The sequence below is a fragment of the Otariodibacter oris genome, from assembly GCF_009684715.1.
Taxonomy (GTDB): Bacteria; Pseudomonadota; Gammaproteobacteria; order Enterobacterales; family Pasteurellaceae; genus Otariodibacter; species Otariodibacter oris.
Genome location: NZ_CP016604.1, coordinates 1185796 through 1202790 on the forward strand (window position 1 = coordinate 1185796; position 16995 = coordinate 1202790).

The following is a 16995-nucleotide window of genomic DNA, read 5'->3' on the forward strand; positions in this document are numbered from 1 at the left end:
ATGATTTTTAGCATCTTTCCACTTGCATAAAACGCTTAGTCTTTCTATAATCACGCCCGTATTTGATTGCCAGTGTGACGAAATTGGTAGACGTAGCGGATTCAAAATCCGCCGCCCTTAAAAGCGTGCCGGTTCGAGTCCGGCCACTGGCACCATTAACCAAATTCTTAAAGAAAAGCCTTTCATTGTTGAAAGGCTTTTTTTATTATAAATTTCTAATCTTATTCGCCCATATTAATCAATATTACATAAGTTCCCCATTCTATACGTTCAATATACAAAACCTACTTGGTGTAGTAGAATCGCTCTCATCTTGTGTAATTAACATTTCTACACTACAAAATTAATATATTTCATAATGGGGGAATAATATGAAAATAACGAGATTAAGTCCTAAAATTAAAGATGTTGGGGGTATACCGCTTACCCGTACTTTACCGAATATTGGCATTAAAACGATTGGTGCATGGTGTTTTTTAGATCATGCTGGACCGACTACTTTTAAGAGAGGCGATAGAGGCATGCAAGTTGGACCTCATCCTCATACTAACCTACAAACATTTACTTGGATGATAGAAGGTGAAGTGCTTCATAAAGATAGTTTAGGCAATGAAAAAACTATTGATTCAAATCAAGTCAATCTAATGACAGCAGGTACAGGACCAAATAGAGGGATTAGTCATACTGAACAAAGTGTTTTTGCTCTAAAAGAAACACATGAAGATTATGAACGTAACCTCAATATGGTGCAATTATGGATTGCTCTACCTACTGATCAAGACATTGAAGCAAGTTTTGATTATTATCCTGAATTACCACATTGGACAGAAAATAAAGCTGAATTTACGCTAACTACAGGTAGTTATACGAGTCCTACTGGTACAGTTTATACAGCCCCAACCAAACAATATTCAAAATTAGTCGGTTTAGACGTTAATCTTGTGGAAGATGATGAAATAACCTTAACCATAGAAAAAGGAATGCAATACGGTATTCTTATTATTGACGGTGAGTTAATTATTGATGGGGAAACTTACAATAAAACTGAACTTGTACATTTTGATAATGAAGAAATAGAAAAAGTCGACAATATTATCGTTAAAGCCAATAAGGGAACTCGCTTTATGCTATTAGGGGGAGAACCATTGAAGAATAAGGTGCTGATGTGGTGGAACTTTGTGGCAGACAATAAGGCTGATTTGGAACAAGCTATAGAAGATTGGAACAATAATCACCCTCGATTTGGAAAAGTGAATTCGGAATTAGAGCGTACACCATCACCATTAATGCCAAGAGGTTTTAAAGGATAATTATTCCTATCACTGTCTATAAAAAAGGCTATTTAGTGATTAAAACTAAATAGCCTTTTTATTTAAGATACGAAATATTTTAATTCTTATCCAAGAAATTTCTCAACTTCACTTAATAATGGTTTCGCTACTTCATCAGAAAGTTTCCCTTCTTTGAAAACCTCATTGAAGCTAGCAATACTGTAACCTGAAACAACTTCTGCACCAAAAAATGGTAATGTTGATTTAGCTATTGCTAACGCATGAGCACCCGCACCTTTACCTGGAGAAGTACTTAATAACATTACTTTTTTGTCTGCTAAAAAATTACGATTATGACGAGACAACCAATCTAATTGATTTTTAAAAAATGCTGTTAAATTACCATTGTGTTCTGCAACACTAATAATTAATTTATCCGCAGTAGCTAATTTCTCAGCTAATTTTTGAGTTGCAGCAGGAATCCCCTCTTTTTGTTCAATATCAAAGCTATATACAGGGGTATCGTAATCTGTTAAACGAATAACCTCGATATCTTTCCCTAATTTATTAGCTACATAATTCACTAAAGCGTGATTGATCGAAACTGAACTATTACTTCCTGCAAATGCAATAATACTCATAATTTTTTCCTCTTATTATTAATAACGTGCGCTGATTATAACACGTATGTTTTATCTCCTTCATCAATATTTACTTTTTGGATCTGTATCTAATCTACTATTTTAAGAATTATGTGCTTAAGAGGTAACTTTCTAAATATATTTTACAAAAGGTCGCCAGTAAATCTGTCGAAACTTTTTCATATATCCGCTATAATTTCGTACAATTTGATTTTGTACATTATCACCATGTTGAATTTAAAAACAAAATGTCGCCATTTTGTACGGAAAAAATTGCGACAAACCCACCGTCTTTCTTATAAAACACGTGAATTTATCTGCCTACTTATCGGTGCAGCTATTGTTTCTCTTCTCTCATATGGATTTGCTACATTGGCAGATTTAGGATTGGAACTCAATGCATATTGGACAACTCAATATCCCTTAGCAGTTTGGATAGCATTACCCTTAGGTTTAGCCTTTCTTGCATGGTTTACTGCGAAATATACTCCTTATGTTGCAGGGAGTGGGATCCCACAAGTTATCGCTTCTCTTAGTCTTCCCCATGGTAAAAGTAAAAATCAATTATTATCTTTTTGGCAAACACTGTGGAAGATTCCGTTAACCTTCATTGCTATGTTATTAGGTGGCTCTGTTGGACGTGAAGGCCCTTCCGTACAAGTAGGGGCTGCGGCTATGCTTGCATGGGGAAATTTATGTCGAAAACAAGGTTTTGCTTTTACTGGACTCACAACTAATGAATTAATGGCAACAGGTGCAGCAGGAGGATTGGCGGCTGCATTTAACGCCCCTCTATCGGGAGTAATTTTTGCTATTGAAGAGTTAGGGCGAGGCATATTATTGCGTTGGGAGCGTAAAGTCTTACTTGGTGTACTTACTTCTGGTTTCATACTTGTTGCGATACAAGGGAACAACCCTTATTTCCCTGAATATCAAGGCGAAACCTCTGTGCCTTATATGTTCTTATGGGTTGCTCTCTGTGCCGTTGTTTGTGGGGTACTTGGCGGCATATTTGCACGCTTACTGGCAAAAGGCTTGGCGGGGATTTCTCCCGCGGCGATTAGGGGGGGGATTCGTCGTCATCCTATTATTATTGCTTTCTTCCTTGGATTATTACTAGCGGCTATCGGAACTTATACTCAAGGACAAACTTATGGGACAGGCTATGAAGTTGCATCTTTGGCTCTTACTGGCTCAGATACCGACAGTAATTTGGGTTTATTAAAATTATTTTCTACCGTTGCGACCTATTGGACGGGAATTGCAGGCGGTATTTTTACTCCGTCATTAACGACAGGGGCTGGTATTGGAGTTCAAATTTGGTCATTAACAGATGAGTTAGTCGATCAACGCCTCTTAGTGCTATTGTGTATGGCTGGCTTCCTTGCTGGTGCGACACAATCCCCCGTAACTGCAAGTGTAGTTGTTATGGAAATGACTGGGGCTCAACCTGTGCTTTTCTGGCTATTGATTTGTAGTTTGGTTTCTTCGATTATTTCTAGACAATTTAATCCTCGACCATTTTATCATTTAATGGCAAGCCGTTTCCGTCAACGTATTCAAGAAGAATATAAGGAATAAACTAACCACGCATGACAAGCGGTTAGTTACTCGAAAAGTTATGCAAATTTGAATTAGCAAAAATGATGAATTAATTTTGTGAGTAATTTGATTGTCGGATCAATAAATTTTGTTTCTAAAAATTCATTGGGTTGGTGTGCTTGCTCAATCGAACCTGGTCCTAACACTAGAGTTGGACAAATGTTTTGGATAAAAGGCGCTTCGGTACAATAGTTTACCGCATCACACTTTTCGCCTAATAACGTTTCAACCACCTGTACAATCTGTTCGGAGTGTTCACATTCATAGCCAGGTATTCCACCATGAAGATGCTTGATTTGAATATTATCACCAAATTCTTCAATCAATGGTGTGAGGCTTTGATACAGTAAACCTTGTAAATCAGCAACAGACATATTAGGTAGCGGTCGAATTTCTAACTGTAATTCACAACAGGCACAAATACGATTGATCGCATCTCCGCCATGAATATTGCCTAAATTCATTGTTGGATAAGGTATTTTAAATAGTGAATTGTGGTAATTATTCTGTAATTCTGATTTTAACTCTAATAAATGCCCTACAGCTTTATGCATGATCTCAATGGCATTCACACCTTGCTTAGGATCACTTGCATGTCCAGAACGCCCAATAATATTAATGGATTCGCCAATATGACCTTTATGGGCTCGAATAGGTTTTAATGAAGTCGGTTCCCCGATGATTGCACAATCAGGTTTAATCGTTGCTTGTTGAGAAAAGACCCTCGCTCCCAGCATTGTAGTTTCTTCATCTGCGGTAGCAAGAATACGGATCGGCTTGTTCAATTTTTTTAAATCAATTTGGCTAAGTGTATCAATCACAAAAGCAAAAAAGCCTTTCATATCAGCTGTACCTAAACCATAGAACTTCCCTTCTTTTTCTGTTAAGGCAAAAGGATCAAACGTCCATCTTCCCTCATCAAAAGGTACGGTATCGGTATGCCCCGCAAATAATAAACCACCCTCGCCTTCACCATAAGTTGCTAACAAATTATATTTACCTCTACTACCTTCAACGGGCAAAATCTCAATCTGAAATCCTAAATCATCTAGCCAAGTGGCTAACAAATCAATTAAAGGCTTATTGGTTAAATCATATTCTGGTTGCAAACTACTAATAGTCGGAATTGCAATAAGTTGTTGGTATCTATGAATAAAAGGAATTGATTTTTTCATGCTCTCATATATCTCAAAATAACAAAGCCAGCGGCAATATCCCAAATAGCAATAAGATAAAAACTAATACGCTCAAAAATGGCTAAAAAAGTCGTAAACCCAAACATCGTAACAACAATAGCAATCATACCCACCATACCTGCAATTAAACTAAACCATTTGAATTTACGTAAAAATGGGACGCTAATGCCAATTCCTGTTGCTATCATCATGATATTGCCTAATAAGAAGGTAATACTTACCCCTAAATTTTGCAAACCACCTTCCGTATAGTTACCACCTTGGGCTGAATATATCAAAATCATCCCTAATGAAAAAAAGATCGCAGCCATACTTCCTATGAGTCTAAATCCTTTAATCATTTGATTCACTGCGATCAAATAGATGAATAAGAACAAATATCCATGCGTAATAAAAGTTGATCGCATGACAAAAGAAAGAGGAGAAAGATGACTTGTTTGAGCATCAACAATAGAACCAATAGGTAAAAGCAACTCAAGGATAGTATGCTCATAATAAGCAGAAAATCCCTCATTACTAAATGCAATGGTAACCAACTCTGTCGCAAAATAATCAATACCGATAAAAACCGCTAAAACCGCTAATAATTTTACGAGCCAGTATTGAGTTAATTTAACCCATGGAGAATTCATTAAAGCATAAAATTGCATATAAAAGACTAATCACACTCTATTCAATCAATAACCACATAATATCACGAATATAAAATAGGTGTAATCTGTGTAAAATAGTTTGAGATTTCTTAATAAAAAAAGTATTATAGACGTCTAGATGGCAAAATTAACAAAATACAATGCAAGCGGTGAGATATTGCAAAATTTTTACATAAAGTCACCGCTTGTATATTACTCATTTATAAATCAATTAAGGATAAATTAATGACGATCAATCTATTTACGTCCGAATCCGTTTCAGAAGGACATCCAGATAAAATTGCAGATCAAATTTCAGATGCAGTACTTGATGAAATATTAAAACAAGACCCTAGAGCACGTGTGGCTTGTGAAACCTATGTTAAAACAGGTATGGCATTAGTGGGTGGTGAAATTACCACTTCTGCATGGGTTGATATTGAAAATCTTACTCGCCAAGTAATTAGTGATATTGGCTACACTCATTCTGATATGGGATTTGATGCTAGTTCTTGTGCAGTATTAAATGCGATAGGTAAACAATCTCCTGATATCAATCAAGGCGTTGACCGTGAAGATCCATTAGCTCAAGGGGCTGGTGACCAAGGTATTATGTTCGGTTACGCAACCAATGAAACTGACGTTCTAATGCCTGCACCAATTACTTATGCTCATCGCTTAATGGAACAACAAGCAAAAGTACGTAAAAGTGGTAAATTGAACTGGTTACGTCCAGATGCAAAAAGCCAATTAACCTTTGTTTATGAAGATAACAAAATTAAAGGTATTGATGCAGTAGTTCTTTCTACCCAACATGCGGAAAGTGTTTCACAAAAAGAAATCTATGAAGGCGTTATGGAAGAAATCATCAAGCCAATTTTGCCAAGTGAATGGTTAAATAAAGAGACAAAATATTTTATTAATCCAACTGGTCGTTTTGTGATTGGTGGACCAATGGGTGACTGTGGACTAACGGGGCGTAAAATTATTGTTGATACTTATGGTGGAGCAGCTCGTCATGGCGGTGGTGCATTCTCTGGTAAAGATCCATCTAAAGTTGACCGCTCTGCAGCTTATGCCGCTCGCTATGTGGCTAAGAATATCGTTGCAGCGGGATTAGCTGACCGTTGTGAAATTCAATTATCTTATGCTATTGGTGTTGCCGATCCTACATCAATCATGGTGGAAACGTTTGGTACAGGAAAAATAAGTAACGAAGAACTTGTTAAATTAGTCAGAGAACATTTTGATTTACGCCCTTACGGATTAATCAAAATGTTAGATCTCATCCAACCGATTTACCGTGAAACTGCAGCATACGGGCATTTTGGTCGCGAACACTTTCCTTGGGAAAAAACAGATAAAGCAGAAGTCCTAATGAGTTCATTAAAATAATATAAAGCAAAGTTGATTTATTCTACGTCTTTATAATTTTAGACTCTACCGCTTAAATAAAGAACAAACCGAAATTCACATTTCAGTAATATAATAAAGTTTTTCGGTTTGTTTTAGTTTCATCGGTATCTAGTTTATATAGGATATAAGGCTTTTTGCTCATACTCATCATAATAATAGGGCTATAGAGTCGATTTTTATATTATATAATTACATTATCACTTACCCTCTATAAATAAACTCTACTTAAATTAATGTCTTTAACTCTATTATATAGTTAAAAAAGTAAGTTAAAACCTTATACTACAAGATTAATTGATTGATTTATTTAATTCATACGAAAGAAATTCCCATTTTTCACTATTAGATTATTCCTAAATGTACTGTAAAGACTAATATTAAGCATTATAAATACTCTAACCTTAATAAAATATTTTCACTCCCTAAAAATTAAATATAAATTTGATTTTATTATCCCTGAATGAAATAGATTCATAAATAACTGACTAATAAATATTATTATCTAAAAATAAAATCAGCTTTACCTAAATAATTTCAATATCGGAGAATAGATTTTATATTAGTTTATATCTTTTAATTATTTATTAAACTTTACTAAATGAACATACTGAATGAAGGGAGACATAAGCCTTATGATATATAAATATAAGAAGTTATTATGGAAGTAAATTTTTACACGATATTTATTAACTTTGAAAATATGTGGATTAAGTATGAAAAGGACAAAAATAGTATAGATAATTTATACAAAAAATAAAAAGAATAGGGAATAATGATAGAAAACAATTAAAATTCCATATATTTTTTATCATACTTATGGCTAATCCTTAGTAGAATTAGCCACGTGGTATTTTTACTTTTATACTATCTAATAATACCTCTAGTCGAGCGTTTGAAAAAATCAAGAAACAAACTTATTGCAGCCTCAGTTTTAGCATAATGCTCAATCTCTGGCATAGCTTCCTCTAATGTCTTACCACTTCGATAAATTAACTTATAAACATTACGAATTGCATGCATTGTTGCTTTTTCAAAACCCCTACGTTTTAACCCTTCTAGATTAACACCAAATGGATGAGCATGGTTTCCTTGAGCCATAACATAAGGTGGTACATCCTGACTAACCATTGATCCACCTCCCAACATAACATGAGAACCAATAACAACAAATTGATGAATAGCAGACATACCACCAACAATCACAAAATCATCTAATGTGACATGCCCTGCTAATGTTCCATTATTTGCTATGATACAACGATGCCCAATTTTACAATCATGAGCAATATGGCAATTTATCATAAATAAATTATCATCACCTATTCTAGTCAATCCTCCACCTTGTTCTGTGCCTCGATGGATAGTTACACTTTCTCGAATTCTATTGCGATTCCCAATGATTGTTTTTGTAGGCTCTCCATTGTATTTTAGATCTTGATTAATTTCACCAATACTTGCAAATTGAAAAATATGGTTATCTTCTCCAATTTCAGTATCTCCTTGAATTACTACATGAGAGTGAATGCGAGTACCATTACCAATTCTAACATTTTTCCCTATAACACAGAATGGACCAATTTCAACATTCTTACCTACTATCGCACCATCTTCAACAACAGCAAGAGGACTAATTTTCGCAGAAGGATCTATAAATTGCATAGTAATATTCTCTAATTTAGAATTAATCTTATTTGCGAGCACATTTTAAATCAGCTTCACAAACTAATCGCCCGTCAACAAAAGCTTTACCTGTAAATACACTAATACCTCTACGCTCTTTGATAAAATGTACTTCAATAATCATTTGATCACCAGGTACTACAGGATTTTTAAATTTGGCACTATCAACCGCTGCGAAATAATACAATTCATTTTCCTTTAATTTGCCATAACTCTTAATAGCAAGCACCCCTGTTGCCTGAGCCATCGCTTCTAATATTAAAACACCAGGAAAAATAGGATCAGAAGGGAAATGTCCAGTGAAACAAGGTTCATTAAAAGTAATATTTTTAACAGCCTTTAACCACTCCCCTTCTTTATATTCAATTACCCTATCAATAAGTAAAAAAGGGTAACGGTGTGGCAGAATTTCCTTAATTTCACGAACGTCGATTATAACTTTTTCTTCTTTATTTTCCATTTTTACACCAATCCTCTTTTAATTATTATTTATTACACTTTTCTGCTAACTGTTTCTCTACTGATTTTAAACGCTTATTCATACCATCAATATTCATCGTTAAAGTAGCCGTTTTCCGCCATTCTTTATTTGGTTGCAAAGGAATACCTGATGAATAAATTCCTTTTTCAGTAATAGGTCTCATTACCATTCCCATTCCTGTAATAATCGCACCATCACAAATTTCCATATGACCGTTAATTACACTTGCTCCACCAATTTGGCAAAACTTTCCAACAGTTAAACTTCCTGCCATAATCACTCCACCAGCAACGGCTGTACCATAGCCGATAGTAACATTGTGAGCAATCTGACATAAATTATCAATTATTACATTATCTTCAATAATAGTTGAATCCAAAGCTCCTCTATCGATACATGTACAAGCTCCAATTTCAACATTATTGCCAATAATAACATTCCCGAGTTGTGGTATTTTTATCCATTTACCATTATCATTAGCATAACCAAATCCATCACCACCAATTACAGCAGATGATTGGATCAAGCAATCAGCTCCAATTTCCACTTCATGATATACTGTAACATTTGCCCATAATTTTGTTCGATTACCTATTGTAGTATTTTTTCCTATAAAGCACCCTGCACCAATAACAACGCCATCACCTAATTTCACCCCACTTTCAATAACAGCATTAGGACCAATATAGACATTTTTTCCAAGTATTACATCACTAGCTATACTAGCTGATACAGAAATATTGTCTGCTGGCAAAGGTGTAGTATCCATATATTGTGCTAATAATGCATAGGCTAAATAAGGATTTCTTACAACAACTAAATTTTGGGTATCTAAACAATATTCGACATCAGATTCTGAAACGATTATTGCTCCTGCTTGTGTTTTAGCTAATTGAGATCGATATTTTGCACTAGATACAAAAGTAATCTGATTTACAGTTGCTCTATCTAAAGGAGCGATTCCCATAATCATCAATTCAGGGTCTCCTCTCAAAGACCCATTGACCTGTGATACTAATTCACCTAAACGGAACAGATTCATTTTATTTTCCCTGAGCTTTAGCTGGCGTATGTTTCTTTATCTCTGCTAAAATTTCTTCTGTAATATCTACGCTCTCGTTCTTAGCATATAGAGCTGCTGAAGGTAATAAAACCAAAGTATAGCCTTTAGAATCAGCAATAGATTTAATAGTATTATTTATATCATCAACAGCTTTTTGCTGATCCTCTCTAGAAATCATTGCATTAGCCTTTTCTTGCTCTTCAGCTAATTTTGTTTGTAAATCAGAAACCTTTATCTGAAATGCTTCAGCCTTTTTAGAAAATTCAGCTTCCCTTTTTTGCAAGGCTTCAACTTTATCTTGAAAAGCTTTACTTTCATCATTTATTACTTTTTGACGGGCTTGTATATCTTTCGAACGTAATCTTGGAGCATCTTTCTCCAAAGCATCAACTTTCTTTTTTAATGATTTTTCAACTGAAGTCTGCTCTTCTCTAAGTTTACTAGCATCTGCATCAATTTTATCTCTTTCCGCAATTAATGATTCTTCTTCTTTAGTTAACTCATTTTCTTCTGGTTGAAACTTTTCTTTGGTTTCTTGCATAAAACTATCTACTTTAGCATTTAATTCAACCATTAATGGATGATTCTGCAATAAATAATTTGGATCAGCGAAACCAATTTTTTCATCTGCATGAGCTACATTAATAGATAAAGCCATAACTGTTGTTATAGTTGCTGTTTTAAATAAATTTTTCATTAAAAATCCTTTAAATATAGTAAAAGTGCAGACCTCTAAATAATTGAAATCTGCGCAAAGTTAAACATAGTTAAATTAGAAAGAACCGCCGATACTAAATTGAAACTGCTCAATCTCGTCACCTTTATATTTCTTAATTGGCTTAGCATATGAAAATAATAATGGTCCGATAGGTGAATTCCACTGAAATGCAATACCAATCGATGCTCTAATACGCTTATAATCTTTAAAATCCTCTATATTGGAAAAATTATATTGCTGATTCCCCAAAATTGGATTCTTTTTCCATTTAGTATTCCAAACACTAGCGGCATCAATAAAAATTGAAGTTCTTACATTACTTTGATACTTCTCATCTACAAACGGAGTTGGTGTTATTAATTCTAAACTAGCTGTAGCCATAGCATTACCACCAATAACATCTTCACTTAATCGATTAAATATCGGATCACCATTACCATTCTCACCTAAATAAATAGCTTTTGGTCCAATAGCTCCATATCCAAATCCACGTAAAGATCCTATACCTCCAGCAGTATAATTTTGATAAAACGGTAGGCGTTTTCCACCAATTCCATTAGCATAAGCAACGTCTGCACTAGTCTGAATTATCCAACTATGATCTCTATTGAGTGGATAATAATTTTTAAATCCAGCACTTAACTTATAATATTTGTTGTCTGATCCTGGTATTGTGATTTTTCCACCAATATTAGCAATAGTTCCTTCTGTAGGTAAATACCCTCTATCTAAACTGTTATAATTCCAACCAAATGAGAAATCAAAGTCATCAGCTTTAATTCTCTTATATGCCTCACTACTTGGAGGGATATCAATACCAAGTGATCTTACATATAAATCTCTACTGAACTCACGTTGTGCATTTTTTATCTTATCGTGTGTATAACCCAATCCTAGATAATATGAATTATTTTCATCAACTGGGAATCCTAATGTTCCACTTACACCATAAGTTTGGCGCTTATAACTAGAAACATTGTCATTTCTTGAATTATCATAATCTTCATAGAAAATATTTCCACCTAGACTAACTCCATCTTTTGTAAAATAAGGTTCTGTATAGCCTAAGCTAAGTGTAGTACCATAATCGTTGCGTGATCCATTCAAACTAATGGTTGATCCCATACCTAAGAAATTATCTTGTTTAATTCCAGCTTGATAGCTTAATCCACTTTCTGTACCATAGCCAATACCAAAATTAATACTTCCTGTATTTCGTTCCTTAACTTTATACACTAAATCAACTTGATCGTCAGATTGGTTGACTTTAGGGTAACTTACTTCAACACTTTCATAAAACCCTGTTCGATCTAAGCGTAATTTACTGAGTTCAGCCAAACTAGTGGATAACCAAGCACCTTCTTGCTGTCTCATTTCTCTACGTAAAGTCGAATCTGCTGTCACTGTATTACCTTCAAAGCGAATTCTTCTCACATAAATTCGTTTACCTGCTTCAACAACATAATTAATACGAACAGTTTTATTCTCATCATCAAATATTGGATAAGTATCCACTTTAGCAGAAGCAAAACCACTATCACCTAAAACAGTTTTAATATTCTCCTCAATTTTAGCTAGATCATCACGACGAAATTGTTGACCTGGTTCAAAATCCACTAACAGCTCATTGAGTTCATTATCCATTTTGGCTGTATCACCAATAATTCTAATTTCACTCACTCTATACTGCTGTCCTTCATTAATTTTGTACGTTAAGAAAACTTCTTTTTTATCATCACTAAATGAAGCATCTGAATTTTCAATACTAAATTTTGCATAACCTCTATTCATATAAAAGTTACGTAAATTTTCCATATCTTGATTATAAACAGGTTGCTCAAACTTACCACTAGAAAATATATTCCACCATTTCACATCTGGCTGAATATCTAATTGATCTAATAATTCATCTGAATCAAAATCATTATTACCTTCAAAAGTTACCGTTTTAACATAAGAAACATCACCTTCTTTGATATCAAGTTTGATATCAACACTTCCTGATTCAGCCTTAATTATTTCAGAATCAATTTGTGCATTATATCTTCCAATTGAATGATAATGATCAGTTAGTGCCTCTTTGAAACTCTCCAATTTTTCTGAGTCAAACACTTCCCCTCTGCTAATTAAATTAGCTTTTAAATTTTCTTCTAGTGGTTCTCTAGGAATAGCAGAATTTCCATTAATAGAAACGTTATTAATCACAGGAAATTCTACAACCTTAATTACTAAAGTATTACCCTCACGGTTAGCACTCACATCTTGAAAACGCTTCTGCAAAAAAAGCTGTCTAACAACGTTAGCTATATCGTCATCTGTTGCTCTCTGTCCAATCTTTATAGGTAAAGAAGAAATAATTGAAGTGCCTATGTCAGGCTGAATTCCATCAACACGAATATCTTGAACAACAAATGGTGAAGCTACAGCCATACCATTAGCCATAATCAACGTTGAAAGTAATAGTTTTTTCATTGAACAAACCCTAGTCATATAAATTATATAGTATCTAACCACCTACATATGGTTAGAAGTGAATTAAGTCATTAAACAAAGCAAATCCCATTAGACTGATAACTAACATAAATCCTATTTGTTGAAATATGGATTGGAATTTCTCTGGCAAAGGTTTACCTCTAATTAGCTCGCCTGAAAGTATCAATAGCTGACCTCCATCTAAGGGTAAAATAGGAAATAAATTCATGATCCCCAAATTAACACTAATCAAAGCCATAAACCCTAAATAGTAAATAATACCAATTTCTGCAGTTGTTCCGGCACCTTTTGCCATAGAAATAGGTCCACCTATATTCTGAATAGAAAGATCGCCCGTTATTAAATTAATAATAAACTGAAAAATTGTCTCAACTAATGAAGTTACTTTAGCAAAACTTTTTCCAAGTGCTGTAAGAATATCATACTTTAAATAAGTTCGATACTGATCTTCTAGTGGTTTGACTCTTGGTGCAATACCTATTAAATACCGATTATCCGATTTAGACATTTCTGGTGTAACCAAAAATTTATACTGCTGATTATTTCTTTCAATAATAAATTCAAGTTCATTACCTTGTTGAGTCTCACTCAATAAATAATGCCAATCAAATATTTTTTGATTCACACTAATAATTTTGTCGCCCGATTTTAAGCCAGATTTATCTGATGCAGAATTTTCGACTACCTTTTCAATGATAGGTTCAACACTAGCACCTTTAGGTCTAATACCTAGTGACGTCAACGGATTTTCTTTATTACTATCCACATTCCAGTGGCTCAAATTTAAAATAAACGTTTGATCTTCTTGCTGACTGAAAAGATTTAAATCTCTACCTTTCACTTCAACTTTTGATGAGCCTATTTGTCCAATCAATATCAAAGCAACATCTTCCCAATTTTGAGTATCCTTTCCATTTATATTGGTTATTTCAAAATTAGGTTTAAGTCCTGCTTCAGCAGAAATACTTTGTTCAACGACATTATCAATTACGGGCTTAACCGTTGGCATTCCAATACTAAAAACGACCCAATATGCGATAATCGCAAAAAGAATATTAGCTAATGGTCCTGCAATAACAATAAAAGCCCTTTGCCAGACTGTCTTCTGATTCAGAGAACGAGAGTTTTCTATTTGATTTTTATATTCGTCTTCTCCATTATACATTTGAACATATCCGCCAAGAGGAATCATAGAAAACACAAATTCAGTACCTTGCTTATCTTTTCTTCTCCAAAGCACTTTTCCAAACCCAATAGAGAACCGTAAAACTGCAACACCACACTTTCTAGCCGCCCAGAAATGCCCATATTCATGAACAAAAACTAAAATACAAATTAGTACAAAGAATGCAATAATAGAAAACACGCAAATCCCTACCTATAAAAAGAAAAAGAATCCAGTCGCAAAGATTGGCACAGCAGCAGTCAAGCTATCAATTCTATCCAAAATACCACCATGCCCCGGAATCAAATTACTACTATCTTTTATATTGGCTTGGCGTTTAAACATACTTTCACTTAAATCACCCAAGATAGAAACAGCCACAGTTAATATTGAAAGAAAGACAAAAGGTAAAGTAGCGACTTCTCTTCCGAGAATGGTTAATGGAGCAAATTGTAAAAAGACAAAGGCAATAATTCCAGAAGTAATTACACCACCAATTGCACCTTCTACTGATTTACCTGGAGAAACTTTTGGCGCTAATTTATGTTTACCTAATTTACGCCCAACAAAATAAGCACCCGAGTCAGCCCCCCAAACAAGTACGAAGACATAAAGTAATAAATATGCACCTTGATGAGCATTTGTATTATATTGATAAAAGCGTAATGCTAGCACACCGAGTAAAAAAGGAACGAGTGTGCAAAAGCCAAAAATAAATTTAGCACTGATAGATTTGACCCAAATTTTTGCTGATCCAGGATATGAAACGACCAATCCGAGTGAAACAATCCACCAAATACATCCAAGGAAAAGAAAGGGAGTACTTTCATCTGTTAAAAATCTTGCTGCTCTAACGTAATGAGTTGCAGCCATAATAGGGAAAAGCAATATTCCAACAGTGACAAAAGCAACAATCGCTCGAACAACTGGACGCTTAAATCCAGCAAATTGAGCCCATTCCCACATACTTAAAACAATAATCGCTGATAAAGCTAAAGTGAAAGGAAGTGGTGTTAACCAAAAAAGCGCTATCACAGCAACAACAATCATGATAATAGCCGATAGAATTCGTTCTTTTAACATTTTGTATCCTTATAAAAACTCTAACTAACAACTGCCAAAACGACGTTCTCGTTGTTGATAGGCATTGATTGCTTCGGAAAATACTTCTTCGTCAAAATCTGGCCATAGTACAGGTGTAAAAAATAATTCTGCATAAGCAATTTGCCAAAGTAAGAAGTTACTTATGCGTTGCTCCCCACTTGTTCTAATCAATAAATCAACAGCAGGTTGATCCTTTGTTACCAAACTGGATTGGAATAATTCCATAGTAATACCTTCAGGCTCCAGTTCTCCTAATTTTACTTTTTTAGCTAAATCTACAGTTGCATTAACAATATCCCAACATCCACCATAATTTGCAGCAATATTAAGGATTAAACCCGTATTTTCTGATGTTAAACTCTCTGATTCAACAATTCGTTTTTGCAAGTCTTCACTAAAAGCTGATTTATCACCAATAATGTTTAATTTAATATTATTTTTATGTAATTTTTCAACTTCAGATGTTAGCGCTTTCATAAATAATGTCATTAACGCAGAGACTTCATTCTCTGGTCTACTCCAGTTCTCACTACTAAAGGCATATAAGGTTAATACTTCTATTCCATTTCTCGCTGCAAAATTCACAGCAGATCTGACCGCTTTAACACCATTTTGATGACCAAAAACGCGTAATTTCCCTTTTTGTTTTGCCCATCGACCATTCCCATCCATAATAATGGCAACATGCCTAGGCATTTTTTGAGCATTATAGTCCACAAAAACTCTCTTTTTTAATTAATATTACGCAAAATGTTTTTAACTATACCACAATACAATTTTTTCGAAAATCCTATAATATTTCAAACATTTTTTATAAATTATCTTTTCCTTTTCGCCATTGAATAAATTGTTCTAATGAATCAGCATATAAAAATGGATTCACTTGCTTTTCTAATCCAATTGTAGTCGGTAAAGTGGGTTTATGTTGAGAACGTAAAATATCAACTTTTTCTTGATACTCCATGAGTGCACAACTAGGTTTCATTACTTTTTCTGCAAATTTTAAATTTGATTGTGTATATTCATGTGCAGGATAGACCTCTACAAAATCTGGTAACTGTTTAAAACGTTGTAATGTGTCAAATTGAGCCTGATAGTCTCCAGTAAAAACTCGTCCACATCCCCCAGAAAAAAGAGCATCACCACAAAACAAATACTGTCTATCAATAAGATAGCTAATATGTTCTTCTGTGTGACCTGCACTCTGTATCACTTCTATATCTAGCTCTAATAAAGAAATATGTTCCTTTGCTTTAACAACATAAGTTGCAAGATCTCGAACTTCATTTGATCCGTAAACGGGAATATTGGGATATTGAGATAAAAGACCTACTACACCATCAGTATGATCATTATGATAATGTGTGAGTAAGATAGCGGTTAGATCCATCTTATTTTTTACTAAAAAATCTAACACAGGTTGTGATTGGCTAGGATCAACAACAATAACATTTTTCTCTTTTTGAATAATCCAAATATAATTATCAGATAACACTGGTATTGGGGTAATTTTTATCATCATAAACTCCATCT

15 protein-coding genes and 1 tRNA gene are annotated in these 16995 nt (G+C 34.2%); 4 read left to right on the plus strand and 12 right to left on the minus strand.

Features of this window, described 5'->3' with window-relative positions; translation table 11 throughout:
• Nucleotides 1-68: 68 nt before the first annotated feature.
• Both A6A10_RS05490 and A6A10_RS05495 read left to right on the plus strand, forming a co-directional pair.
• Nucleotides 69-155 (plus strand) — tRNA-Leu (locus A6A10_RS05490).
• Nucleotides 156-371: 216 nt separating this feature from the next.
• Entirely contained in the window at nt 372-1310 is a 939-nt protein-coding gene (locus A6A10_RS05495) for a pirin family protein (RefSeq protein WP_121121191.1), read from the plus strand.
• Nucleotides 1311-1396: 86 nt separating this feature from the next.
• Here the strand turns inward: A6A10_RS05495 and A6A10_RS05500 are convergent, their stop codons facing one another.
• Entirely contained in the window at nt 1397-1912 is a 516-nt protein-coding gene (locus tag A6A10_RS05500; RefSeq protein ID WP_121121189.1) for an NADPH-dependent FMN reductase, read from the minus strand.
• A gap of 228 nt (nt 1913-2140) precedes the next feature.
• On the opposite strand from A6A10_RS05500, the gene A6A10_RS05505 reads away from it, so the two are divergent.
• On the plus strand, nt 2141-3493 hold the full coding sequence (locus tag A6A10_RS05505) for a chloride channel protein (RefSeq protein WP_195759395.1): 1353 nt from the start codon (nt 2141-2143) through the stop codon (nt 3491-3493).
• 53 nt (nt 3494-3546) lie between these two features.
• On the opposite strand, the gene argE is transcribed toward A6A10_RS05505, so the two are convergent.
• Together argE and A6A10_RS05515 are read right to left on the minus strand one after the other, a co-directional pair.
• The gene (gene argE / locus A6A10_RS05510) at nt 3547-4689 is read right to left on the minus strand and encodes an acetylornithine deacetylase (RefSeq protein WP_121121185.1); all 1143 of its coding nucleotides are present in this window, start codon (nt 4687-4689) and stop codon (nt 3547-3549) included.
• The gene (locus A6A10_RS05515; protein ID WP_147404737.1) at nt 4686-5342 is read right to left on the minus strand and encodes a permease; all 657 of its coding nucleotides are present in this window, start codon (nt 5340-5342) and stop codon (nt 4686-4688) included. The genes argE and A6A10_RS05515 overlap by 4 nt, the downstream gene beginning before the upstream one ends.
• A 246-nt stretch (nt 5343-5588) precedes the next feature.
• Between A6A10_RS05515 and metK the strand changes: the two genes are divergently transcribed.
• Nucleotides 5589-6737, plus strand: coding sequence for a methionine adenosyltransferase (gene metK, locus A6A10_RS05520; RefSeq protein WP_121121181.1), 1149 nt, complete (start codon nt 5589-5591; stop codon nt 6735-6737).
• Nucleotides 6738-7622: 885 nt separating this feature from the next.
• Here the strand turns inward: metK and lpxA are convergent.
• The 9 genes from lpxA to gloB form a co-directional block, all read right to left on the minus strand.
• A complete protein-coding gene (gene lpxA, locus A6A10_RS05525) occupies nt 7623-8417 on the minus strand; it encodes an acyl-ACP--UDP-N-acetylglucosamine O-acyltransferase (RefSeq protein WP_121121179.1) in 795 nt (264 codons plus the stop codon).
• A gap of 28 nt (nt 8418-8445) precedes the next feature.
• Nucleotides 8446-8898 (minus strand): 3-hydroxyacyl-ACP dehydratase FabZ, encoded by a 453-nt coding sequence (gene fabZ / locus A6A10_RS05530; protein WP_121121177.1) that lies wholly within the window; start codon nt 8896-8898, stop codon nt 8446-8448.
• A 25-nt stretch (nt 8899-8923) separates the two neighbouring features.
• Nucleotides 8924-9961 carry a UDP-3-O-(3-hydroxymyristoyl)glucosamine N-acyltransferase gene (gene lpxD, locus A6A10_RS05535; protein ID WP_121121175.1) on the minus strand — a complete coding sequence of 346 codons (1038 nt, stop codon included), beginning with the start codon at nt 9959-9961 and terminating at the stop codon, nt 8924-8926.
• 1 nt (nt 9962) lies between these two features.
• A complete protein-coding gene (locus A6A10_RS05540) occupies nt 9963-10679 on the minus strand; it encodes an OmpH/Skp family outer membrane protein (RefSeq protein ID WP_121121173.1) in 717 nt (238 codons plus the stop codon).
• Nucleotides 10680-10754: 75 nt separating this feature from the next.
• The gene (gene bamA, locus A6A10_RS05545) at nt 10755-13172 is read right to left on the minus strand and encodes an outer membrane protein assembly factor BamA (protein WP_121121171.1); all 2418 of its coding nucleotides are present in this window, start codon (nt 13170-13172) and stop codon (nt 10755-10757) included.
• Nucleotides 13173-13224: 52 nt separating this feature from the next.
• Nucleotides 13225-14559 carry an RIP metalloprotease RseP gene (rseP, locus tag A6A10_RS05550; protein ID WP_121121169.1) on the minus strand — a complete coding sequence of 445 codons (1335 nt, stop codon included), beginning with the start codon at nt 14557-14559 and terminating at the stop codon, nt 13225-13227.
• Nucleotides 14560-14571: 12 nt separating this feature from the next.
• Nucleotides 14572-15441: a phosphatidate cytidylyltransferase gene (locus A6A10_RS05555; protein ID WP_121121167.1), complete on the minus strand. Its 870-nt coding sequence runs from the start codon at nt 15439-15441 to the stop codon at nt 14572-14574.
• A gap of 24 nt (nt 15442-15465) precedes the next feature.
• Nucleotides 15466-16158: a polyprenyl diphosphate synthase gene (gene uppS / locus A6A10_RS05560; protein ID WP_121122254.1), complete on the minus strand. Its 693-nt coding sequence runs from the start codon at nt 16156-16158 to the stop codon at nt 15466-15468.
• A gap of 115 nt (nt 16159-16273) precedes the next feature.
• A complete protein-coding gene (gene gloB, locus A6A10_RS05565; protein ID WP_121121165.1) occupies nt 16274-16981 on the minus strand; it encodes a hydroxyacylglutathione hydrolase in 708 nt (235 codons plus the stop codon).
• Between the last annotated feature and the right edge of the window lie 14 nt (nt 16982-16995).

Excerpts from the sequence above, each read along its gene's own strand:
- A6A10_RS05495 (WP_121121191.1), top strand. The coding sequence starts at position 372 with ATGAAAATAACGAGATTAAGTCCTAAAATTAAAGATGTTGGGGGTATA.
- A6A10_RS05555 (WP_121121167.1), bottom strand. The coding sequence starts at position 15,441 with ATGTTAAAAGAACGAATTCTATCGGCTATTATCATGATTGTTGTTGCT.
- A6A10_RS05515 (WP_147404737.1), bottom strand. The coding sequence starts at position 5,342 with ATGAATTCTCCATGGGTTAAATTAACTCAATACTGGCTCGTAAAATTA.
- gloB (WP_121121165.1), bottom strand. The coding sequence starts at position 16,981 with ATGATAAAAATTACCCCAATACCAGTGTTATCTGATAATTATATTTGG.
- lpxA (WP_121121179.1), bottom strand. The coding sequence starts at position 8,417 with ATGCAATTTATAGATCCTTCTGCGAAAATTAGTCCTCTTGCTGTTGTT.
- A6A10_RS05505 (WP_195759395.1), top strand. The coding sequence starts at position 2,141 with ATGTTGAATTTAAAAACAAAATGTCGCCATTTTGTACGGAAAAAATTG.
- A6A10_RS05540 (WP_121121173.1), bottom strand. The coding sequence starts at position 10,679 with ATGAAAAATTTATTTAAAACAGCAACTATAACAACAGTTATGGCTTTA.
- argE (WP_121121185.1), bottom strand. The coding sequence starts at position 4,689 with ATGAAAAAATCAATTCCTTTTATTCATAGATACCAACAACTTATTGCA.
- A6A10_RS05500 (WP_121121189.1), bottom strand. The coding sequence starts at position 1,912 with ATGAGTATTATTGCATTTGCAGGAAGTAATAGTTCAGTTTCGATCAAT.
- uppS (WP_121122254.1), bottom strand. The coding sequence starts at position 16,158 with ATGCCTAGGCATGTTGCCATTATTATGGATGGGAATGGTCGATGGGCA.
- fabZ (WP_121121177.1), bottom strand. The coding sequence starts at position 8,898 with ATGGAAAATAAAGAAGAAAAAGTTATAATCGACGTTCGTGAAATTAAG.
- lpxD (WP_121121175.1), bottom strand. The coding sequence starts at position 9,961 with ATGAATCTGTTCCGTTTAGGTGAATTAGTATCACAGGTCAATGGGTCT.
- bamA (WP_121121171.1), bottom strand. The coding sequence starts at position 13,172 with ATGAAAAAACTATTACTTTCAACGTTGATTATGGCTAATGGTATGGCT.
- metK (WP_121121181.1), top strand. The coding sequence starts at position 5,589 with ATGACGATCAATCTATTTACGTCCGAATCCGTTTCAGAAGGACATCCA.